Raw genomic sequence first — 21,092 nt, 5'->3', positions numbered from 1 at the left:
CAGAACAGAAAACAGGGCTTAATCAGGCGCTAATAATTCGCCGCAGATCATGAAGCTATCTTATAACGTCGCGGAATGACTTCTTCTGGCGAAGGAGTTTGTTACAATCGCGCCTCATTTTAGCCAGAGCACAGCATTTACCAATGGATCATGACACAAAAACAACACAACAGCCTGAATTACAGCGCAAACTAAAGGCGCGTCATTTGACGATGATCGCCATCGGCGGTTCCATAGGCACCGGCCTGTTTGTCGCTTCCGGCGCGACTATCTCCCAGGCAGGCCCGGGCGGCGCGCTGCTTTCCTATGCCCTGATCGGCCTGATGGTCTATTTCCTGATGACCAGTCTCGGCGAACTGGCTGCCTTTATGCCGGTATCCGGCTCCTTTTCCACCTACGGCTCCAACTTCGTTGAAGAAGGCTTCGGCTTTGCGCTGGGCTGGAACTACTGGTACAACTGGGCCGTGACCGTGGCGATTGAACTGGTTGCCGCGCAGCTGGTGATGACCTACTGGTTCCCCGATACCCCCGGCTGGATCTGGAGCGTACTCTTTCTGAGCGTTATCTTCCTGCTCAACTACATCTCGGTAAAGGGCTTTGGTGAGGCAGAATACTGGTTCTCCCTGATCAAAGTGGTCACAGTAGTGATTTTTATCGTAGTGGGCGTGATGATGATCCTCGGCATTCTGCGCGGCGACCAGCCTGTCGCGGGCTGGGGTAACTGGCAGATCGGCGATGCGCCTTTCTCCGGCGGTTTTTCCGCCATGATCGGCGTGGCGATGATTGCCGGCTTCTCCTTCCAGGGAACGGAACTGATTGGTATCGCCGCAGGTGAATCGGAAGATCCGGCCAAAAATATTCCGCGCTCGGTTCGTCAGGTCTTTTGGCGCATCCTGCTGTTTTATATCCTGGCGATCCTGGTGATCAGCCTGATTATTCCTTACACCGATCCAAGCCTGCTGCGCAACGACGTGAAAGACATCAGCGTCAGTCCGTTCACGCTGGTGTTTAAACATGCCGGGCTGCTTTCGGCGGCGGCGATCATGAACGCCGTGATCCTTACCGCTATCCTCTCGGCAGGCAACTCCGGCATGTATGCCTCGACCCGTATGCTGTTTACGCTGGCGCGCGAAGGCAAAGCGCCGCGTATGTTTGGCAAGCTGTCAAAAGGCGGCGTGCCGCGCAATGCGCTGTATGCCACCACCGTGGTTGCCGCGCTCTGTTTCCTGACCTCAATGTTCGGCAACCAGACGGTCTATCTCTGGCTGCTGAATACTTCCGGCATGACCGGCTTTATCGCCTGGCTGGGGATAGCCATCAGCCATTACCGTTTCCGTCGCGGCTTTGTCTCGCAGGGCTACGATATTAACGATCTGCCGTACCGCTCTAAGTTCTTCCCGCTGGGGCCGATCTTTGCTTTCGTGCTCTGCCTGATCATCACCCTGGGGCAAAACTACCAGGCGTTCCTGGCGGATCGCATTGACTGGTACGGTGCGGCGGCAACCTATATCGGCATCCCGCTGTTTCTGATTATCTGGTTCGGCTACAAGCTGACGAAGCGCACGCGCTTTGTGAAATACAGCGAAATGCAGTTCCCCAAATTTAAATAGAGATGAGGCAGATCAAGGCGCGGTTTCCGCGCCTTTTTCTTTGACATACTCTGTTACACATATGATTGATAACTATTATCATTTCCTTTATTGTTAGCGCCGTACGTTTTCCGCTTTGCTAATTTTCAGGGTTTGCAGCCGGCCTGGTGCGAACTCAATGACAGGTAGAAACCATGAGCGTGACCCACAACACCGACCGCTACGCCAGCGTCCAACAGCACGAAGGCGCGATGGATCGTTATCATCATCTGCTGCGCCGCCGCCTGTTTTTTATGGGCGTGCTGGTGTTGGCCATCCTCGCTTCGCTGCTGTTCGACTTTACTTTAGGCCCGTCGGGCCTGTCGCTGGAAACGCTGTGGCAGACGCTGCTGTCGCCGCAGAGCGTGGATGCCGGTTCGCGCGTTATTGTCTGGGATATTCGTTTACCTTACGCGCTGATGGCGGTGGTAGTCGGGCTGGCGCTGGGGCTGGCGGGGGCGGAAATGCAGACTATCCTGAATAACCCGCTGGCCAGTCCGTTTACGCTGGGCGTCTCTTCCGCCGCCGCCTTTGGCGCCGCGCTGGCTATCGTGCTGGGCATCGGTTTACCCGGTATCCCGGATCAGTGGTTTATCTCGGCTAACGCCTTTATTTTTGCGCTGCTGGCCGCGCTGATGCTGGACGGCGTTACCCGCTGGACGCGCGTAGCGACCTCCGGCGTGGTGCTGTTCGGCATCGCGCTGGTCTTTACCTTTAACGCGCTGGTATCCATGATGCAGTTTATCGCCAGCGAAGATACGCTGCAGGGCCTGGTGTTCTGGACGATGGGCAGCCTGGCGCGCGCTTCCTGGGAGAAACTGGGCGTGCTGACGCTGGCGCTGCTGTTGGTTCTGCCGTTCTCCATGATGAGCACCTGGAAGCTTACCGCGCTGCGCCTGGGGGAAGATCGCGCCGTCAGTTTTGGTATTGACGTACGCCGCCTGCGGCTGGGTACGCTGCTGCGTATCAGCGTGCTTTCCGCGCTGGCGGTGGCTTTTGTCGGCCCAATCGGGTTTATCGGCCTGGTGGCGCCGCATATCGCTCGCCTGATCTTTGGCGAGGATCACCGCTTTTACCTGCCAGCCAGTGCGCTGACCGGCGCGCTGGTGCTGTCAATGGCGTCGGTGGTGTCGAAAAACCTGGTGCCCGGCGTGATTATCCCGGTCGGCATCGTCACTTCTCTGGTCGGCGTACCGTTCTTCCTGAGCATTATTCTGCGTCATCGGGGGAGCGTCTGATGGACGGTTTAGTTATCAAAGATTTTCACGCCGGTTATCCTAAGCGTAAGATTATCGACGGCCTGAACGTGCCACTGCTGCCGCGAGGCAAAATCACCGTGCTGCTGGGACCGAACGGCTGCGGAAAATCCACGCTGCTGCGCTCGATGGCCGGACTGAATCAGGCGCAGGGCGAGCTGTGGCTGAACGGCACGGAGCTGCTGAGCCAGCCGTTTGCCCGCCGGGCGGAGAAAGTGGTGTATCTGCCGCAGTCGCTGCCCGCCGGCGTACATCTGCACGTGCTTGAATCCATTATCGTCGCCCAGCGCGCTTCCGGCGCACGCGGTAGCGCGACGAGCGAGGCGGAAGTAATGGCGCTGCTGGAAAGGTTGGGCATCGCGCATCTGGCGCTGAGCTATCTCGATCAGCTTTCCGGCGGCCAGAAGCAGCTGGTTGGCCTGGCGCAGTCGCTGATCCGTCGCCCGGAGCTGCTGCTGCTGGACGAACCGTTAAGCGCACTGGATCTTAACTATCAGTTCCACGTTATGGATTTAGTACGCCGTGAAACCAGCAAGCGGAATATCGTTACCGTGGTTGTGGTACACGATATCAATATCGCTCTGCGTCACGGTCAGCACGTGCTGATGCTGCAAAACGGCAGCCCGATCGCTGACGGCCTGCCGGAAGAGGTGATTACGCCGGAAAGCCTGGCGAAGGTATACGGCGTGCGGGGCCGTATTGAGCGCTGCTCGCAGGGGACGCCGCAGGTGCTGATTGACGGCCTGGTCAGCGAGCCGGTTTCCTGAATGGACGAGTCGGTTTTTTCCGGCTCTCTTTTGCATTCTTCCCTTTCTCTCTGGCGCATCATTGTTAACGCTCAGGCGCAGTTGTACGCTATTTGCACAGCTTGCTTTGTTACTGCGATGGGAGCAAACATGCCAACAAAATTAATTAATCTGGCGAAGGTTAATGAATTTTCCGCTTATCTCAATCAAAGCGAAGACAAGGCGGCGCTTTATTCTGCCCTGGCAAATGGTCAGGCTGTCCGGGTTAAAGGCGTGGCGCTTTCTCCGGGTTATCGCCTTATTCGTGTTGATGGTCGTCTTTTCCATTGCCTCAGCCAAAATCACCGTGAGCTGGCCTTAATCAATGATGTCTCAGAGGATGCCGCTTACTACAACCGTGCCCTGATCTAATCTGATGCCTTCCCTGTCATAACCATGACGGCTTTATTGCAAACGGTTGTGGCCATGTCGACAGAGGATATATTGCCATTGCCCGGGCGGGTTGTGAGGGGAGCGTAAGACAAAAAAGGCCGGGAAGATCCCGGCCATGAAGGGCTACGCCAGCAGATAGCGGGCATGGAAGCGCAAATGATCTTCCACAAAGCTGGCGATAAAGTAGTAGCTGTGATCGTAACCGGGCTGAATACGCACGGTCAGCGGATAGTTTTTCTCGCGGGCCACCGCTTCCAGCCGTTCCGGGCGCAGCTGATCGGCCAGAAACTGATCGCTGTCGCCCTGATCCAGCAGCATCGGTAGCGAATGCGTCGCCTGCTGCATCAGCAGACAGCTGTCCCAGGCATCCCACTGCGCGCGATCCTCGCCCAGATAGGCGGTAAAGGCTTTTTCGCCCCAGGGCACCTGCGTTGGATTAACGATCGGCGCAAAGGCGGAGGCCGAAACATAGCGCTGCGGATTACGCAGCGCCAGCATCAGCGCGCCGTGACCGCCCATAGAATGACCCATAATCGCCTGCTTATCACTGACGTTGAAGCTGCCGGCAATCAGCGCGGGCAGCTCTTCCGTCAGGTAGTCGTACATACGAAAATGCGCATCCCACGGCGCCCGGATCGCGTTCAGATAGAATCCGGCACCCTGGCCCAGATCGTAGGCTTCATCATTCGGCACCACTTCGCCGCGCGGGCTGGTATCCGGCATCACCAGCACCAGACCCAGCTCCGCCGCCACGCGCTGCGCGCCTGCTTTGGTCGAGAAATTCTCGTCGCTACAGGTCAGCCCGGCCAGAAACCAGAGCACCGGCGGGGCGGTATCGCCTTTCGGACCCGGCAAAAAAATGCTGAAGGTCATCGAGCAGTTCAGCGTGGTCGACTGATGGCGATAGCGCTGCTGCCAGCCGCCAAACATGCGGTGTTCTTCCAGTAACTCCAGGGTGGATACCATCCTTGTCTCCTTATTTAGAAAAATGCACCACGGAACGGATCGATTTCCCTTCGTGCATCAGATCGAACGCGTCGTTGATCTCTTCCAGCGGCATATTGTGGGTTATGAAATCATTCAGCTGGAATTCGCCGTCAAGGTAGCGCTGGACGATCCCCGGCAGCTCCGAGCGGCCTTTCACACCGCCAAACGCGGAGCCGCGCCAGACGCGTCCGGTCACCAGTTGGAACGGGCGGGTAGAAATTTCTTCGCCTGCGCCAGCCACGCCGATAATCACGGACTCGCCCCAGCCTTTGTGGCAGCACTCCAGCGCGGAACGCATCACGTTAACGTTGCCGATGCACTCAAAGGAGTAATCGACGCCGCCATCGGTCATTTCAACAATAACGTCCTGAATGGGCTTATCGTAATCTTTTGGATTAACCAGGTCGGTGGCACCCAGCTTTCTGGCGAGATCGAACTTGCTGGTGTTGAGATCGATACCGATAATCCGGCCCGCTTTCGCCATTTTCGCGCCAATAATTGCCGAAAGGCCGATGCCGCCTAAACCGAAGATCGCCACGGTATCGCCTTCTTTTACCTTGGCCGTGTTCATCACCGCGCCCATACCGGTGGTGACGCCGCAGCCCAGCAGGCAAACTTCTTCCAGCGGCGCTTCCTTACTGATTTTCGCCAGTGAAATTTCCGGAATTACGGTGTACTCAGAGAAGGTCGAGGTGCCCATATAGTGGAAAATCGGCTTGCCGTCCTTAAAGAAACGGGTGGTGCCGTCCGGCATTAACCCCTTGCCCTGGGTGGCGCGGATAGCCTGGCACAGGTTGGTTTTGCCGGAGAGGCAGAACTTACATTTGCCGCATTCCGGCGTGTACAGCGGAATAACGTGATCGCCGACCGCCACGCTGGTGACGCCTTCACCAACCGCTTCCACAATACCGCCCCCTTCGTGGCCCAGAATAGCCGGGAACACGCCCTCAGGATCTTTTCCTGAAAGGGTATAGGCATCGGTGTGGCAGACGCCGGTCGCGACGATGCGTACCAGCACTTCGCCTTTCTGCGGCGGCATCAGGTCGACTTCTTCAATCGACAGCGGCTCGCCGGCGGCCCAGGCCACGGCGGCGCGAGTTTTAATCATCTGCATATCAGTTTATTCCTTGTAAAGGTTGCCATTTGGCAGGGATCTGGCGAGCGGCCTGACGCCGCTCAAACCATTTAATTATGGCTGAATTTCATCGTTCGGCGATTGCTCTATAATCAGGTACTTCAGCGCCTTGACGTTAGGGGTGAACGCATCCCGACGCCACACCAGATAAGTAGTGGTCTCGCTGATATCCGCAGGCAGCGCATGTTTTTGCACCTGGCCCGGCGCGGCAATCCTTTCCAGCACCGATTCCGGCAGTATCGCCAGCCCGGCGCCGCTGGCTACGCAGGCCAGCATGGCGTGATAGGACTGGATCTCCATAAACGGGCCGGGAGAAATCCCCGCCTGACGAAACCAGTTTTCTAAACGCAGGCGGTAAGAGCAGCCCGGACGGAAGGCGAACAGCGTATCGCCTGCGGCATCTTCAGGACGCTGAATGGGCGCATGGTGCAGGTTGCTGATCAGCACCATGCGCTCGCTAAAGGTTTTGCAGCTGTTGAGCTCGTCGGCCACGACCGGGCCTTCGGCCAGCGCGGCGGCCAGCGTGCCTTTCCGCACCTGCTCGATAATTTCGCCTGAGGTACCGGTGGCCAGCGACAGCGTAACCTCAGGATAGCGCTGATGGTAGGTCGATAATAAAGAGGGCAGGTGGACGGCGGCGGTGCTCTCCATCGAGCCCAGCGCAAATATGCCGCCAGGCTCGCCGTTGTGCGTCATTGCCAGCGCTTCCTCGCTGAGCGCCAGGATCCGCTGCGCATAGCATAAAAAGTTGTGGCCCATCGGCGACAGCCGCAGGCGCTGCTTTTCGCGGATAAAAAGATCGATGCCCGTTTCCTGCTCCAGCTGACGCAGCCTGGTCGTCAGGTTGGACGGCACGCGATGCAGCTGTTCGGCGGCGCGCACCAGCGAACCGGTCTCCGCTACCGCGCAGAACATTTTAAGCTGGGTCAGATCCATTTATTCTCTTTTCGTAAGCAAGTTTGTTTGTATTATTCACTTTTTGTAAGTCTATCCATGATGCAGACTGACTGCAACACTTTATCAAGCCGGATAAAGCCGGAAGGGAGAACAAATGGCAATACGGGTAGCGCTAAGCGCTTTTATTTCGCTGATTGTCGCGATGGGCATCGGGCGATTTACTTTTACGCCGCAGGTGCCGTTGATGATTACGGAGCATCAGCTGACGCTGACCGGCGCGGCGGTGGTCGCGGCCTTCAACTATCTGGGCTACCTCTGCGGCTCCTGGAACGCGATGCGGACGACCACGTACGTGGAGGCCAGGCTTAAGGCAGGCATCGGCGGCGCGGTGCTCCTGACGCTGCTTTCCGCCTGCGTGTCCGACGCCTGGCTGCATGGCGTGGTGCGCTTTGCGATCGGCTGGGCCAGCGGCTGGGCGATGGTGCTGGTAGCGGCATGGAGTAACGAGCAGCTGCATAAGTATGGCCGTCCGGGCTTAAGCGCCGCCGTCTTCGCCGGGCCGGGCATGGGCATCTTTCTGAGCGGGCTGCTGGCCGTGTTTCTTCACGCACGTCAGGTCAGCGCCGCTCAGGCCTGGTGCGCCTATGGCGTGCTGGCGTTGGTGCTGGCTTCTCTAATTTTTCGTTTCCTGCCGCGCAAGGGTGAGCTGCACCGGCCCGAAACCACGCCGGAACCGCTGGTGCTGACCAGCGGGCTGAAAAAGTTGGTCTTGAGCTACAGCCTGGCAGGCTTTGGCTATATCATTCCCGCCACGTTTCTGTCGCAGATGGCGGCGGCCCGTTTTCCTGCCAGCGCTTTTGCGCAGTTTGTCTGGCCCATTTTCGGCGGCACGGCGGTGTTAGGCGTCGGGCTGGGCATTGTTATGCGGCATATCGGCTCCTCTAACACCCGGCTGGCGTGCAATTTATGGGCACAGGCGCTGGGTGTGCTGTGTGCCGCCGTAGTGCCGGGTTTGAGCGGGCTGGTGGTCGGTTCGATACTGATGGGCATCGGCTTTCTTAACCTGGTGTCGCTTTCCCTGCAATATGCCCGCGAGATGGCGCCGCGCCATAGCCGCTATATGGCGGGCCTGCTGACCACCGGTTACGCTATCGGCCAACTGGCCGGGCCGTTGGTTTCCGCACTTTCCACCACTTTTACGCATCGCCTTGAGCCAGCGCTTTACGTCGCGGGCGCGGGACTGCTGGTAGCCGGACTGTTGGTCTGGCGGCGCGATCCCGGCGCTGCATGAAACAGTTTCAGGGTGGTTTGGCTTGATTCGCTGGATTAACGACGCGTTGTGTACCAAAATACGCCCTCTGAAATTGTACCGGTCCCGTCGGGACTGGCGTCACACCTGCTGGAGAAAAGATCGCCATGGCTACGTTAAGTCAGGAAGCCACACTTGTTCACGAAGCGCTGCTTGCGCGTGGACTGGAAACCCCCCTACGCTCGCCTGCGCGTGATATGGATGACGAAACCCGCAGACGGTTGATCGCCGGTCACATGACTGAAGTCATGCAGCTGCTTAATCTTGATTTAGAAGATGACAGCCTGATGGAAACGCCGCATCGCATCGCTAAGATGTATGTAAATGAGGTGTTCTCCGGCCTGGACTACGCCAACTTTCCGAAAATCACCCTGATTGAAAACAAAATGAAGGTGGACGAAATGGTGACGGTACGCGATATCACGCTGACCAGCACCTGCGAGCACCACTTTGTGATCATCGATGGCAAAGCGACGGTGGCCTATATCCCGAAAGACAAAGTGATTGGCCTGTCGAAAATTAACCGCATCGTGCAGTTTTTCTCTTCCCGTCCACAGGTACAGGAAAGGCTGACCCAGCAGATCCTGGTTGCGCTGCAAACGCTGCTTGGCACCAATAACGTCGCGGTTTCTATCGACGCGGTGCACTATTGCGTAAAAGCGCGCGGCATCCGCGATGCGACCAGCGCCACCACCACCACTTCACTGGGCGGCCTGTTCAAATCCAGCCAGAACACCCGTCAGGAGTTTCTGCGCGCCGTTCGCCACAGCTAAGCCGCGGCGTGCCGTCGTAGCCAGCTGTTATCCTTTACCACAGTCAGGGCCTGCCGATGCCTCGTATTCAGACGCTGGATTTTATTCGGGGCATCGCCATTATGGGGATCCTGCTGCTCAACATTAACGCCTTCGGTCTGCCGGGCGCCGCCTATCTGAACCCGGCGTGGCAGGGCAGCGTTACGCCGGGCGATGCCTGGACGTGGGCGCTGATCGATTTCTTCGCCCAGCTGAAATTCCTCGCGCTATTTGCGCTGCTGTTCGGCGGCGGCTTGCAGCTGCTGCTTTCGCGCGGCAAGCGCTGGCTACAGGCACGCCTGAGCTGGCTGCTGCTGCTCGGTTTTGTGCACTGTCTGCTGTTCTGGGAAGGGGATATTCTGCTGGATTACGGGCTGATTGGGCTGGTAGCCTGGCGGATGATCCGCGATGTTTCATCGACGCGGCAGCTGTTTAATACCGGCGTGATGCTTTATATCGTGGGCTGCGGCGTGCTACTGGTGTTTGGCCTGCTGTCGGGCCATCAGCCTAATAATTCCTGGCTGGCGGGGGCGGCGGATATTCAGTATGAAACCTTCTGGAAAACCCACGGCGGCTGGGAAGCGGTGCGCAACCGTCTCGATCTGTTCTCGTCAGGCCTGCTGTCGCTTGCCGCGCAGTACGGCTGGCAGCTGGCCGGCCTGATGCTGATTGGCGGCGCCTTAATGCGCAGCGGCTGGCTACAGGGCCGCTGGAGCCTGACCCACTACCGGCGCACCGCGCTGATCCTGCTGGTGCTGGCGGCTATCATCGAAATACCGGGAATTTATCTGCAGTGGGCCTGCGGCTGGGCATTTTATCCGTCAGCGTTCTATTTACAGCTGCCGCGCGAGCTGAGCGCGCCGCTTCAGGCTATCGGCTATGCCGCACTCTGCTTTGGTTTCTGGCCTACGCTGGCCCGTTTTACTCTCACGCGGGCCATCAGCAGCGTAGGGCGGATGGCGCTGAGCAACTATTTACTGCAAACGCTTCTTTGCACTACGCTCTTTAACCATTTCGGCTGGTTCAACCGGCTCGATCGGCCGCAGCTGCTGGCGGTTGTGCTGCTGGTCTGGCTGATAAATCTCTTCTTTTCGCTGTGCTGGCTGCGCTATTTCCGCCAGGGGCCGGTTGAATGGTGCTGGCGTCAGCTCACCCGCCTGAGCAGCCGCGAGGTAATGTTACAAAAATGATAAGCGTCACAAATGTGACGGAAAGGGATGTAACCGTTTTCATCAGTGTGACCTGATTCACGCAGTCTTGCCTTGCCCTTTGTCAGAATAGCCCCGCAAACAACGCATCCGGGAGGGCTATGCAAACCTTATCTTCCACAGGCAGTCAGCCATGATCACCATTCGCGATGTAGCCCGTGAGGCTGGCGTGTCGGTGGCGACGGTTTCACGCGTGCTTAACCACAGCGCGGCGGTCACACAGGAAACGCGGGAAAAGGTGCTGGGCATCGTCGGCCAGCTGGGCTACCGACCCAACGCCAACGCGCAGGCGCTGGCTTCCCAGGTCAGCGATACCATCGGCGTGGTGGTAATGGACGTCTCCGATCCCTTCTTCGGCGCGCTGGTCAAAGCGGTGGATACCGTCGCTCAGCGTATGCAAAAACACGTACTTATCAACAACTCCTATCATCAGGCGGACAAAGAGCGGCACGCTATCGAGGTGCTGATCCGTCAGCGTTGCGGCGCGCTGATCGTTCATGCCAAAGCGCTGGCGGACGACGAGCTGGCTTCGCTGATGGATCAGGTGCCCGGCATGGTGCTGATCAACCGCGTCGTACCGGGCTACGCACACCGCTGCGTCTGCCTGGACAACGTCAGCGGCGCGCTGATGGCAATGCGCATGTTGCAACAGCAGGGCCACCGGCGCATTGGCTATCTGGGGTCGAGCCACACTATCGAAGATACCGATCAGCGACGCGCGGGCTGGCGGCAGGCGCTGGCCGAGCAGGCTACCCAGCCTGCCGAAAGCTGGATCGCCAGCGCCGAGCCGGATATGCAGGGCGGAGAGGCGGCGATGGTGGAACTGCTGGGGCGTAACCTCCAGCTCAGCGCCGTTTTCGCCTATAACGACAGCATGGCCGCCGGGGCGCTGACCGCGCTGAAAGATAACGGTATTGCGGTACCGCAGCAGCTGTCGGTGATTGGCTTCGACGATATCCCCATTTCCCGCTATACCGACCCGCAGCTGACGACCGTTCGCTATCCTATTGTTTCCATGGCTAAACTGGCCACCGAGCTGGCGCTGAAAGGCGCGGCGGGCCTGCTGGACGAGTCAACCGCACACTGCTTTATGCCAACGCTGGTGAGACGTCACTCCGTCGCGCCCTGCCAAAGTGTGGCGGCGATCACTATACGCAACGATACCGCCATGTAACCGTTTTCAATCCGTGAGTAAGTTCACAGTTAATTAACATTCGCTTCACTAAGATGGCCGTGCCTGGCCGGGACAGAATAACAACACGGTCCGGCCGCACACGCATACCGACCCTACAAAGAACCGGAGAGAACAATGAAGAAGGCATTCACCCTCACAGCCCTGGTTGCCAGCATGATGTTTGGCGCAACGGCGCAGGCGGCCGATACCCGCATTGGCGTAACCATTTATAAATATGACGATAACTTTATGTCCGTGGTGCGCAAGGATATCGAGAAAGAAGCGAAAAATAGCAGCGGCATTCAGCTGCTGATGAACGATTCGCAGAACAGCCAGTCAACGCAAAACGATCAGATTGACGTGATGGTGGCGAAGGGCGTGAAGGCGCTGGCGATTAACCTTGTCGATCCGGCGGCGGCGGCGGTGGTCATCAGTAAAGCCAAAGCCAACGATATTCCGATTGTCTTCTTCAACAAAGAGCCTTCTGCCAAAGCGCTGGCCAGCTACGACAAGGCTTACTATGTCGGTACCGATTCTAAAGAGTCCGGCGTCAAACAGGGCGAGCTGATTGAGAAACACTGGAAAGCCAATGCCAACTGGGATCTGAACAAAGACGGCGTGGTGCAGTTTGTGCTGCTGAAAGGCGAGCCGGGCCACCCGGATGCCGAAGCGCGTACCAAATACGTGATCGACACCCTGAATAAAGACGGCCTGAAAACGCAGCAGCTGCATCTGGATACCGCCATGTGGGATACCGCGCAGGCAAAAGACAAGATGGACGCGTGGCTCTCCGGCCCGAACGGCAACAAAATCGAAGTGGTGATCGCCAATAACGATGCGATGGCGATGGGCGCGGTAGAAGCGCTGAAAGCGCATAACAAAACGTCCGTACCGGTCTTTGGCGTGGATGCGTTGCCGGAAGCGATGGCGATGGTGAAATCCGGCGCGATGGAAGGCACCGTGCTGAACGATGCGGAAAACCAGGCCAGAGCCACTTTTGAAATGGCGAAAAACCTGGCGGCGGGCAAACCGGCGACCGAAGGCACCAACTACAAGCTGGAAGGCAAAGTGGTGCGCGTGGCCTATGTGCCGGTTGATAAAGAGAACCTCGCTCAGTTCAGTAAATAAGTCTTTCCGGGCGCACTCGCGTCCGTTACCGGGCCCGTGGCAGAACGGGCCCGATCGTAAAACGATCCGCCAGGTAGAATTATGAGCAGCGATCAGGGGCAGTATCTGCTGGAAATGACTAACGTCAGCAAGTCCTTTCCGGGCGTAAAGGCGTTAGATAACGTTAATTTAAAAATTCGTCCCCATTCGGTTCATGCGCTGATGGGAGAAAACGGCGCGGGCAAATCGACTTTATTAAAATGCCTGTTTGGTATTTATAGCAAAGACACGGGAAGCATTCTTTTTCAGGGCAAAGAAATCGACTTTAAAAGCTCCAAAGAGGCGCTGGAAAACGGCGTATCTATGGTGCATCAGGAATTAAACCTGGTTTTACAGCGCACGGTCATGGATAACATGTGGCTGGGCCGCTATCCGCGAAAAGGCTTTTTCGTCGACCAGGATAAAATGTATCGCGATACCAAAGCCATTTTTGAAGAGCTGGATATTGATATCGATCCGCGCGACAAGGTCATTAACCTTTCCGTTTCGCAGATGCAGATGATAGAGATTGCCAAAGCATTCTCTTACGATGCCAAAATCGTCATTATGGACGAGCCGACCTCTTCATTAACGGAAAAAGAAGTGAACCACCTGTTCACTATTATCCGTAAATTAAAAGATCGCGGCTGCGGCATAGTTTATATCTCCCACAAGATGGAAGAGATTTTCCAGCTGTGCGACGAAATTACCATTCTGCGCGACGGCCAGTGGATCGCTACCCAGCCGCTGGAAGGGCTGGATATGGATAAGATCATCGCCATGATGGTAGGGCGCTCGCTGAACCAGCGCTTCCCGGATAAGTCCAACGTGCCGGGCGAAACTATTCTGGAGGTACGTAACCTTACCTCGCTGCGCCAGCCGTCTATTCGCGATATTTCGTTCGATCTGCGCAAGGGCGAAATCCTTGGCGTGGCCGGGCTGGTGGGGGCTAAACGTACCGATATCGTGGAAACGCTGTTCGGCATCCGCGAAAAGTCCGGCGGCACCATTAAGCTGCACGGCAAAAAAATCAATAATAACTCGGCTAACGAAGCGATCAATCACGGCTTTGCGCTGGTGACGGAAGAGCGTCGCGCCACGGGGATTTATGCGTTTCTGGATATCGGTTTTAACTCGCTGATTTCAAATATTCGCAAATATAAAAACTCGATTGGCCTGCTGGATAATAACCGGATGAAAAGCGATACCCAATGGGTTATCGATGCCATGCGGGTAAAAACGCCGGGACACGCGACCTCCATCGGCTCGCTTTCGGGCGGCAACCAGCAGAAAGTCATTATTGGCCGCTGGCTGTTAACCCAGCCGGAAATATTAATGCTGGACGAACCGACGCGCGGCATTGACGTCGGCGCAAAGTTTGAAATTTACCAGCTGATTTCCGATCTGGCGAAAAAAGAGAAGGGCATAATTATTATCTCTTCCGAAATGCCGGAGCTGCTGGGCATTACCGACAGGATCCTGGTCATGAGCAACGGCATGGTCGCAGGTATTGTCGAAACCAAAACTACCACGCAAAACGAAATATTACGTTTAGCATCCAAGCACCTTTAATGAGGTAAGGGCTGTCCATGAATGCTGTGAATAAGAAGAATGCGCTCACCTGGCTGAAAGAAGGTGGCATCTATGTTGTGTTGCTGGTTCTGCTGGCAATTATTATTTTCCAGGATCCGACATTTTTAAGCCTGATGAACCTGAGTAATATCCTGACTCAGTCCTCCGTGCGCATTATTATTGCGCTTGGTGTGGCCGGGCTGATTGTGACCCAGGGCACCGATCTTTCCGCCGGTCGTCAGGTTGGTCTGGCAGCGGTAGTGGCGGCAACGCTGCTTCAGGCGATGGACAACGCCAACAAGGTGTTTCCACATATGGATACCGTACCGATCCCGCTGGTTATCCTGATTGTCTGCGTTGTCGGCGGCCTGATTGGCCTGATCAACGGTGTGATTATCGCCTATCTGAAGGTGACGCCTTTTATCACCACGCTGGGTACGATGATTATCGTTTACGGCATTAACTCGCTCTATTACGACTATGTAGGCGCTTCGCCGATCGCCGGGTTTGACGAGAAATTTTCGACTTTTGCACAGGGCTTTATTCGCCTGGGCGACTTCAAGCTCTCCTACATCACCTTCTATGCGGCTATTGCCATCTTCTTTGTCTGGATTTTGTGGAACAAGACCCGCTTCGGCAAAAACATCTTTGCTATCGGCGGCAACCCGGAAGCGGCAAAAGTGTCGGGCGTGAACGTTAACTTCAACCTGATCCTGATTTATGCGCTTTCCGGCGTGTTCTACGCCTTCGGCGGGATGCTGGAAGCGGGGCGTATCGGCTCAGCAACCAATAATCTGGGCTTTATGTACGAGCTGGATGCAATTGCGGCCTGTGTGGTGGGCGGCGTCTCCTTCGCTGGCGGCGTGGGCACCGTAGCCGGTGTGGTGACGGGCGTGTTGATTTTCACCGTTATCAACTACGGCCTGACCTATATCGGCGTCAACCCTTACTGGCAGTATATTATCAAAGGCGGCATCATTATTTTTGCCGTGGCGCTCGACTCCCTGAAATACGCCCGCAAGAAATAGTTTTCTCCTGTAGAGAAAGGCCAGCCCGGCCTTTCTCTTTCCTCTGTCAGAACTGCACGCCTTTAGTCAGCCCGCCGTCCACCAGCAGATTAGTGCCGGTGGTGAAACTGGCCGCCTCGCTGGCAAGGAAGACCGTGGCTTTCGCTACTTCCTGCGGCGTCGCCATTCTTCCCAGCGGATTCGCCGCCAGGCATTGAGCAAAGGTTTCCGGCTGGTTGCGTTCAATATCGCCCCATACGCCTTCACTGAAATAAACGTTGCCCGGCGAAACGGTATTCACGCGGATGCCATCTGCGGCGTGGCGTTCCGATAAGGTTTTGCCGTAATGGATCAGCGCCGCTTTCATGATGCCGTACGGCTCGGCAAACATATCGACCTCGCGTCCCGCCACGCTGGAGATCAGCACGATGGACGCCGCAGGGGATTTTTTCAGGTAAGGAAGGGCCGCCTGCACCATCGTTACGGTGCCCATCAGGTCGGTGTCGAACGCTTTACGCCACACGTCCGGATCGCTGCCTGCCGCCAGCGCGCTGACGTTAGGCACGATAATATCCAGCCCGCCAAGCCGGTTCGCTGCTTCCTGAATCCATGTTTGCATCCGATCTGGAGAGGTGACATCGACCGCCGTGCCGTTTGCGCGTGAACCCAGCACCTGTTGCGCTTCCTGCACGCCTTCAGGGCTGCGGGCGCAAAACTCCACCCGTGCGCCTTCGGCAAGAAAGCATTCCACAATTGCTCGTCCAATGCCGCGCGAGCCGCCGCTGACCAGTACGCGACGATCCTTCAAGTTCAGATCCATGTTTCTCTCCCGTTAACGTTTAGCGATCTATTCGGGAGACAGACTGACAGAAGAAGCGGGCAGGTTCATAACAATCAGTGCGTTAACGGCGGCATTTCACGCTGGCGGACGAGCGTCCGCCTTCATCTTTTGTTCCAGCTCCAGCAGCTGTTCAGGCGTGACCGCCGGATAGCTCTGCGCATCTTCCGGGACTTCGTGACGCGCCGGGATCGGCACCAGCGGCCCTAAAAAGCGCGGTTCGCGCTTCATCAGATACAGATCGGCCAGCGCGCCCAGGCGAGCCGCCACTTCCCTGATGCGGATATTCAGCATGTTTTTCGGCGAGGGTACCGCATAACACTGCGCCTGAATGCCCATATGCAGCGCAATAAACAGCGCGCGCTCGCAGTGGAAACGCTGGGTGATGATAATGAAATCATTGGTGTCGAATACCTTGCGCGTGCGCACGATAGAATCCAGCGTACGGAAACCGGCGTAATCCAGCACGATATCGGCAGGCGCCACGCCGGCAGCAATCAGATCCCGCCGCATGGTCATCGGCTCATTGTAGCTTTGTTGCGCATTATCGCCGCTCAGCAGCAGATAGTTAACCTTGCCGCTGTTATAGGCGTTGAGCGCGCCCTGCATCCGATAAAGGTAATACTGATTAATGACGCCGGTACGATAATATTTTGCCGTGCCCAGTACGACACCGACCTGACGATGGGGCAGGGATTTGAGGTTATCGTAGACGTAAGGCGCAGTTTTGACGCTTATCCAGCGATCCAGGCCGAGCGCGGTTATTACCATCAGGGTAACGATGATAATCAGGCCGTAGATCAAGCGTTTTATCATGCCGTACGGTACTCAGACTGAAGCCGAAAAGGTGGCTCAAGGCTACTGTACCCGACGAGGTGAAGCAAGCGGTAGCGCACCGGCTGGCGGCTTTTTGTACAAAATCGTCAGGCGCGGCGGAAAGGGAATAAAAACCGGGCGCACGGCGCGCCCGATCGGCATTATTAAATAGAAGTGCGCCGATAGTTACGGTACTGCGGCAGCCAGAAATTGGCGGCAATCGCTTTGGACAGCACATCTTCTGAGGTGACCACCGCCACGCCGGCCAGCTGCGCCGCCTTACCCACGGCCATCGCAATCACCTTCGATACGCCCTGGATATCTTTGACTTCCGGCAGCACCGGGCCAACGCCGTCGTTGACCAGCGGCGAACAGTCGGCCAGCGCGCGGCTGGCGGCCATCAGCATACTGTCGGTCACGCGGGTGGCGCCCGAAGCGATCACGCCCAGGCCAATGCCGGGAAAGATATAGGAGTTGTTGCACTGCGCGATCGGGAACGTCTGCTCTTTCCAGGTTACCGGCGCGAACGGGCTGCCGGTCGCGACCAGCGCGGCACCGTCGGTCCACGCCATAATATCCTGCGGCGTTGCTTCCACGCGGGAGGTCGGGTTGGAGAGCGGCATGACGATTGGGCGCGCGCAGTGCTTGTGCATCTCGCGGATAATCTCTTCGCTGAACAGACCGGGCTGGCCGGAAACGCCGATCAGAATATCCGGGCGCGCGTTACGCACCACATCCAGCAGCGACAGGGAATCGGAGCTGGAATCCCAGCCGGCCAGATCCTCGCTCTTCTGCACCAGCTTGCTCTGGAAGCTGAGCAGGTTTGGCTGCTTGTCGGTGAGCAGTCCGAAGCGATCCACCATAAAGACGCGCGCGCGGGCTTCTTCGTCGCTCAGGCCTTCCGATTTCATCTGCGCGATAATCTGCTCGGCGATGCCACAGCCGGCAGAGCCGGCGCCCAGGAACACTACTTTCTGCTCGCTCATTTTGCTGCCTGCCGCGCGGCTGGCGGCGATCAGCGTACCCAGCGTGACGGCGGCGGTACCCTGAATATCGTCGTTAAAGCAGCAGACTTCATCGCGGTAGCGCTCCAACAGCGGCATGGCGTTTTTCTGCGCGAAATCCTCAAACTGCAGCAGCACGTTTGGCCAGCGGCTTTTCACCGCCTGGATAAATTCATTAACGAAGTTATCGTATTCTTCACCGGTGATACGCGGATGACGCCAGCCCATATAGAGCGGATCGTTCAGCAGCTGCTGGTTGTTGGTGCCGACATCCAATACAACCGGAAGCGTATAGGCCGGGCTGATGCCGCCACAGGCGGTATACAGCGACAGCTTGCCGATAGGAATGCCCATGCCGCCGATACCCTGGTCACCCAGGCCAAGAATACGCTCGCCGTCGGTGACTACGATTACCTTCACGTTCTGCTTGGTGGCGTTTTGCAGCATATCTTCAATGCTGGCGCGGTTCGGATAGGAGATAAACAGCCCGCGCGCGCGGCGATAAATTTCAGAAAAGTGTTCACAGGCTGCGCCAACGGTCGGGGTATAGATAATCGGCATCATCTCTTCAAGATGATTATCCAGCAGGCGGTAGAACAGCGTTTCGTTGGTGTCCTGAATGTTGCGCAGGTAAACGTGCTTGTCGTTGGCGTTTTTGAAATCCTGAAACTGACGCCAGGCGCGCTGGGCCTGCTCTTCGATGGTTTCCACCGTCTCGGGCAGCAGGCCGTTCAGGTTAAAGTCATTGCGTTCTTCTATAGAGAAGGCGCTGCCCTTATTCAACAGCGGAAATTCCAGCAGGATAGGGCCAGCGTAGGGAATGTAGAGAGGGCGTTTACTTTCGTAGTCGAGTTCCATGTAATCAATACTCACTGGGATCGGTAGTGGCCCAATCCTAAAATAATTCATCCGAAAGTACAGCATTTGTTAACAGCTTATAACAAATGCGGGCACTTTTTTGGCAATAAAAAGCCAGCCGGCAGCGGGACTTGCGGGCTGGCGAAACGGCAACGAAGCGGATCAGCGCAGCGGCACGGTTTGCAAAGTCGCGCAGCCCAGTGCCTGCAGCGTCGCGGCGGTTGCCTGCCGCTGGATAAGGCGGGCATCGGGCGCTTCCGCCAGCACGGCGCGCTGAATTTGCAGCACGTCGTAGCCTGCAAGGTTTAACAGGATCAGCGCGGCCTGCAGCGGCGGCAGGCTTGGGTTAAAGGCGGCGTTTTCCGCATAGCTGCCGGCAAAAATTGCGCCGTCGGCCATTTGCAGCGCCACGCCGCTTAACGCCTGCGAGTAAGGTGCATGGCTGCGGTTAGCCGCCTCAAGCGCGGCCCTGACCAGCGCGTCGCCGGTGATGGTCAGGCCGTGATCGACCTCGTCCAGCAGCAGCGTCTCAATCGCTAAATCGCGCGGGCCGAACGCATCCGGCAGGTAATCGCCCAGCGTTGCCGGTTCGCGTCCCGGCAGATGAATGCGCAGCGCGGTGCCGCTGTTCAGCTCGTTCATAAACTGGCGGCAGTGGCCGCAGGGCGTGTAGTTGACGGTAATTGCCTCAAGGCCTTTTTCGCCGCGCAGCCAGGCGTGGGTGACTGCGCTTTGCTCGGCGTGGACGGTCTGCTGCATGGTCGCGCCGGAAAACTCCATGTTCGCGCCAAAATAGAGATGGCCGCTGCGGCCCAGCGCCAGCGCGCCAACGTTGAAGCGGGAAAGCGGCACCACGGCGCAGGCCGCCGCCAGCGGCAGCAGCGCAAAAGCCAGCTCGCGATTGTCCAGGCCGGTTTCGGTACGCACGGCGGCCAGTTGCTCAGGAGTGAAAAAAGCAGGAAAGGTGTCGGTCAGCAAAGGCTGCAGCGCCGCCTGCAGCGGGGAAGGCAGCGCGGCGAAAGCCGCTTGAAAACGTGGTTGCATAGTGGCTTCTCTTGCATAAGTGGCCGCTTATTCTGGCGGGCAGCCAGGCTAATGTATGTGATTATAATCACACAGATTATGCAATTTATGAAAGAGAACCACAAAATGCGCGACGCATCGCAAGTTTTAGCGCCAGAAATGCATCAGTAGCGGAAACAGAAACGGCGCCAGCAGCGAAGTGATAATGCCGCAGATCACCAGCGCCAGCGAGCTGTAGGCGCCTTCCTGGTAATCCAGCTCCGAGCAGCGCGCCGTACCCAGCGCGTGAGAAGCGTTGCCGATCGCCAGGCCGCGCGAGGCCTTGCTGCGGATTTTCAGCAGGTTAAGCAGCATATGACCGAAAACCGCGCCGAGTACGCCCGCAATCAGCACGCAAATGGCGCTGATGGCCGGAATGCCCCCCAGCGTGGCGGAAACCGCCATGGCAATCGGCGTGGTCACGGATTTGGGCATAATAGTTGCTGCTATCTGCGGCGTGGCGCCCATCCACAGCGCGATAGCCGTGCCGGAGATCATTGCCGTCATGCTGCCGATAAAGCAGACGCCGATAATTGACTTCCAGCGCGCACGGATCTGATGCATCTGTTCATACAGCGGCAGCGCCAGCGCCACCACGGCGGGCTGTAACAGCTGGTTCAGGATCGCGCTGCCCTGAAAATAGCGGGCGTAGGGCATTTGCATCAGCAGCAGCAGCGGAATGATGACCGCCATGGAGATCAGCAACGGATTGAGCAGGGAAATTTTCACCCTCGCCGCCACCCGGCGAGCGCCGAAAAAGACCAGCATGGTCAGCGGCAGAGACCACCAGATATCACTCATCGCCCGTTCCTTTGCCGTGCAGCTGGTGCGATGCCAGCCCCACGGTCAGTAAAACAATAAAGGTGCTGACCACGCAGGAAACCACTATCGGACCGAACTGCGCGCTGAGCAGGTCGGTATAGCCCATCACGCCGACGCTTATCGGCACAAACAGCAGCGCCATATAGCGGATCAGCAGCAGGCTGCCGGGCCTGATCCAGTCGGGCGGAACCAGTTGAAAAGCCAGCAGAAAAAACAGGATCAGCATACCGATAATGCTGCCCGGAATAGTGACCAGCAGCAGCAGCGCCAGCGCGTTTCCGGCATAGAGGCAGAGATAGATAATCAGGAAGGCGCGCAGATAGCGCCAGATGACCAACAGTACGGTACGCATGATAAGCTCCGGTTTTGCAACGCATTAATCATACGATCCACAAGAGATTTGT

Annotated in this window: 20 protein-coding genes; 11 read left to right on the top strand and 9 right to left on the bottom strand. The window is 57.2% G+C overall.

All coding sequences use genetic code 11. The annotated features are described in order from the left end of the window. Nucleotides 1-143 precede the first annotated feature (143 nt). The 4 genes from EGK14_RS06040 (at nt 144) to EGK14_RS06025 (ending at nt 4,041) form a co-directional block, all read left to right on the top strand. Nucleotides 144-1,610, top strand: coding sequence for an amino acid permease (locus EGK14_RS06040; protein WP_125288184.1), 1,467 nt, complete (start codon nt 144-146; stop codon nt 1,608-1,610). A gap of 173 nt (nt 1,611-1,783) precedes the next feature. Next, nucleotides 1,784-2,866, top strand: a complete 1,083-nt coding sequence (locus EGK14_RS06035; RefSeq protein ID WP_125288183.1) for an iron ABC transporter permease — start codon at nt 1,784-1,786, stop codon at nt 2,864-2,866. Then, complete coding sequence (locus EGK14_RS06030) at nt 2,863-3,651, top strand: ABC transporter ATP-binding protein (protein ID WP_125288182.1); 789 nt, start codon at nt 2,863-2,865, stop codon at nt 3,649-3,651. The genes EGK14_RS06035 and EGK14_RS06030 overlap by 4 nt, the downstream gene beginning before the upstream one ends. Then, on the top strand, nt 3,652-4,041 hold the full coding sequence (locus EGK14_RS06025; RefSeq protein ID WP_125288181.1) for a hypothetical protein: 390 nt from the start codon (nt 3,652-3,654) through the stop codon (nt 4,039-4,041). 144 nt (nt 4,042-4,185) lie between these two features. Here EGK14_RS06025 and fghA read toward each other — a convergent pair whose 3' ends face one another. From fghA to EGK14_RS06010, 3 genes are all read right to left on the bottom strand, one after another. Continuing rightward, nucleotides 4,186-5,028 (bottom strand): S-formylglutathione hydrolase, encoded by an 843-nt coding sequence (fghA, locus tag EGK14_RS06020; protein ID WP_125288180.1) that lies wholly within the window; start codon nt 5,026-5,028, stop codon nt 4,186-4,188. A gap of 10 nt (nt 5,029-5,038) precedes the next feature. After that, on the bottom strand, nt 5,039-6,163 hold the full coding sequence (locus EGK14_RS06015; protein ID WP_125288179.1) for an S-(hydroxymethyl)glutathione dehydrogenase/class III alcohol dehydrogenase: 1,125 nt from the start codon (nt 6,161-6,163) through the stop codon (nt 5,039-5,041). A 75-nt stretch (nt 6,164-6,238) separates the two neighbouring features. Continuing rightward, nucleotides 6,239-7,120, bottom strand: coding sequence for a LysR family transcriptional regulator (locus tag EGK14_RS06010; protein ID WP_125288178.1), 882 nt, complete (start codon nt 7,118-7,120; stop codon nt 6,239-6,241). A gap of 115 nt (nt 7,121-7,235) precedes the next feature. Between EGK14_RS06010 and EGK14_RS06005 the strand changes: the two genes are divergently transcribed. The 7 genes from EGK14_RS06005 (at nt 7,236) to mglC (ending at nt 15,309) form a co-directional block, all read left to right on the top strand. Further along, the gene (locus EGK14_RS06005) at nt 7,236-8,372 is read left to right on the top strand and encodes a YbfB/YjiJ family MFS transporter (protein WP_125288177.1); all 1,137 of its coding nucleotides are present in this window, start codon (nt 7,236-7,238) and stop codon (nt 8,370-8,372) included. Between the two features lie 125 nt (nt 8,373-8,497). After that, entirely contained in the window at nt 8,498-9,163 is a 666-nt protein-coding gene (gene folE, locus EGK14_RS06000) for a GTP cyclohydrolase I FolE (RefSeq protein WP_125288176.1), read from the top strand. Nucleotides 9,164-9,219: 56 nt separating this feature from the next. Continuing rightward, nucleotides 9,220-10,371, top strand: coding sequence for a DUF418 domain-containing protein YeiB (yeiB, locus tag EGK14_RS05995; protein WP_125288175.1), 1,152 nt, complete (start codon nt 9,220-9,222; stop codon nt 10,369-10,371). A 151-nt stretch (nt 10,372-10,522) separates the two neighbouring features. Beyond that, complete coding sequence (gene galS, locus EGK14_RS05990; protein ID WP_125288174.1) at nt 10,523-11,563, top strand: HTH-type transcriptional regulator GalS; 1,041 nt, start codon at nt 10,523-10,525, stop codon at nt 11,561-11,563. 135 nt (nt 11,564-11,698) lie between these two features. Next, nucleotides 11,699-12,691 (top strand): galactose/glucose ABC transporter substrate-binding protein MglB, encoded by a 993-nt coding sequence (gene mglB / locus EGK14_RS05985; protein WP_125288173.1) that lies wholly within the window; start codon nt 11,699-11,701, stop codon nt 12,689-12,691. An 81-nt stretch (nt 12,692-12,772) separates the two neighbouring features. Then, a complete protein-coding gene (mglA, locus tag EGK14_RS05980) occupies nt 12,773-14,281 on the top strand; it encodes a galactose/methyl galactoside ABC transporter ATP-binding protein MglA (RefSeq protein ID WP_125288172.1) in 1,509 nt (502 codons plus the stop codon). A gap of 17 nt (nt 14,282-14,298) precedes the next feature. After that, complete coding sequence (mglC, locus tag EGK14_RS05975; protein WP_125288171.1) at nt 14,299-15,309, top strand: galactose/methyl galactoside ABC transporter permease MglC; 1,011 nt, start codon at nt 14,299-14,301, stop codon at nt 15,307-15,309. 46 nt (nt 15,310-15,355) lie between these two features. On the opposite strand, the gene EGK14_RS05970 is transcribed toward mglC, so the two are convergent. The 6 genes from EGK14_RS05970 to EGK14_RS05945 all read right to left on the bottom strand — a co-directional run bounded on the left by EGK14_RS05970 (nt 15,356) and on the right by EGK14_RS05945 (nt 21,040). Further along, a complete protein-coding gene (locus EGK14_RS05970) occupies nt 15,356-16,108 on the bottom strand; it encodes an SDR family NAD(P)-dependent oxidoreductase (protein ID WP_125288170.1) in 753 nt (250 codons plus the stop codon). Nucleotides 16,109-16,204: 96 nt separating this feature from the next. Further along, on the bottom strand, nt 16,205-16,942 hold the full coding sequence (gene sanA / locus EGK14_RS05965; RefSeq protein ID WP_125288168.1) for an outer membrane permeability protein SanA: 738 nt from the start codon (nt 16,940-16,942) through the stop codon (nt 16,205-16,207). A 164-nt stretch (nt 16,943-17,106) separates the two neighbouring features. After that, the gene (locus EGK14_RS05960; protein ID WP_125288166.1) at nt 17,107-18,804 is read right to left on the bottom strand and encodes an NAD-dependent malic enzyme; all 1,698 of its coding nucleotides are present in this window, start codon (nt 18,802-18,804) and stop codon (nt 17,107-17,109) included. A 162-nt stretch (nt 18,805-18,966) separates the two neighbouring features. Further along, nucleotides 18,967-19,848, bottom strand: coding sequence for a cytidine deaminase (cdd, locus tag EGK14_RS05955; RefSeq protein ID WP_125288164.1), 882 nt, complete (start codon nt 19,846-19,848; stop codon nt 18,967-18,969). 126 nt (nt 19,849-19,974) lie between these two features. Then, the gene (locus EGK14_RS05950; RefSeq protein ID WP_125288162.1) at nt 19,975-20,667 is read right to left on the bottom strand and encodes a CidB/LrgB family autolysis modulator; all 693 of its coding nucleotides are present in this window, start codon (nt 20,665-20,667) and stop codon (nt 19,975-19,977) included. After that, entirely contained in the window at nt 20,660-21,040 is a 381-nt protein-coding gene (locus tag EGK14_RS05945) for a CidA/LrgA family protein (RefSeq protein WP_125288160.1), read from the bottom strand. The genes EGK14_RS05950 and EGK14_RS05945 overlap by 8 nt, the downstream gene beginning before the upstream one ends. Nucleotides 21,041-21,092 lie beyond the last annotated feature (52 nt).

The sequence above is a fragment of the Erwinia sp. 198 genome (assembly GCF_003937915.1).
GTDB lineage: Bacteria > Pseudomonadota > Gammaproteobacteria > Enterobacterales > Enterobacteriaceae > Erwinia > Erwinia aeris.
The sequence above is the reverse complement of the archived record's forward strand: the minus strand, read 5'-3'. Positions and strand labels throughout refer to the sequence as shown.

Bases quoted from the DNA above. Each gene is read 5' to 3' on its own strand.
- EGK14_RS06040 (WP_125288184.1), top strand. From the start codon at position 144: ATGGATCATGACACAAAAACAACACAACAGCCTGAATTACAGCGCAAA.
- EGK14_RS06035 (WP_125288183.1), top strand. From the start codon at position 1,784: ATGAGCGTGACCCACAACACCGACCGCTACGCCAGCGTCCAACAGCAC.
- EGK14_RS06025 (WP_125288181.1), top strand. From the start codon at position 3,652: ATGGACGAGTCGGTTTTTTCCGGCTCTCTTTTGCATTCTTCCCTTTCT.
- fghA (WP_125288180.1), bottom strand. From the start codon at position 5,028: ATGGTATCCACCCTGGAGTTACTGGAAGAACACCGCATGTTTGGCGGC.
- EGK14_RS06015 (WP_125288179.1), bottom strand. From the start codon at position 6,163: ATGCAGATGATTAAAACTCGCGCCGCCGTGGCCTGGGCCGCCGGCGAG.
- EGK14_RS06010 (WP_125288178.1), bottom strand. From the start codon at position 7,120: ATGGATCTGACCCAGCTTAAAATGTTCTGCGCGGTAGCGGAGACCGGT.
- EGK14_RS06005 (WP_125288177.1), top strand. From the start codon at position 7,236: ATGGCAATACGGGTAGCGCTAAGCGCTTTTATTTCGCTGATTGTCGCG.
- folE (WP_125288176.1), top strand. From the start codon at position 8,498: ATGGCTACGTTAAGTCAGGAAGCCACACTTGTTCACGAAGCGCTGCTT.
- yeiB (WP_125288175.1), top strand. From the start codon at position 9,220: ATGCCTCGTATTCAGACGCTGGATTTTATTCGGGGCATCGCCATTATG.
- galS (WP_125288174.1), top strand. From the start codon at position 10,523: ATGATCACCATTCGCGATGTAGCCCGTGAGGCTGGCGTGTCGGTGGCG.
- mglB (WP_125288173.1), top strand. From the start codon at position 11,699: ATGAAGAAGGCATTCACCCTCACAGCCCTGGTTGCCAGCATGATGTTT.
- mglA (WP_125288172.1), top strand. From the start codon at position 12,773: ATGAGCAGCGATCAGGGGCAGTATCTGCTGGAAATGACTAACGTCAGC.
- mglC (WP_125288171.1), top strand. From the start codon at position 14,299: ATGAATGCTGTGAATAAGAAGAATGCGCTCACCTGGCTGAAAGAAGGT.
- EGK14_RS05970 (WP_125288170.1), bottom strand. From the start codon at position 16,108: ATGGATCTGAACTTGAAGGATCGTCGCGTACTGGTCAGCGGCGGCTCG.
- sanA (WP_125288168.1), bottom strand. From the start codon at position 16,942: ATGATAAAACGCTTGATCTACGGCCTGATTATCATCGTTACCCTGATG.
- EGK14_RS05960 (WP_125288166.1), bottom strand. From the start codon at position 18,804: ATGGAACTCGACTACGAAAGTAAACGCCCTCTCTACATTCCCTACGCT.
- cdd (WP_125288164.1), bottom strand. From the start codon at position 19,848: ATGCAACCACGTTTTCAAGCGGCTTTCGCCGCGCTGCCTTCCCCGCTG.
- EGK14_RS05950 (WP_125288162.1), bottom strand. From the start codon at position 20,667: ATGAGTGATATCTGGTGGTCTCTGCCGCTGACCATGCTGGTCTTTTTC.
- EGK14_RS05945 (WP_125288160.1), bottom strand. From the start codon at position 21,040: ATGCGTACCGTACTGTTGGTCATCTGGCGCTATCTGCGCGCCTTCCTG.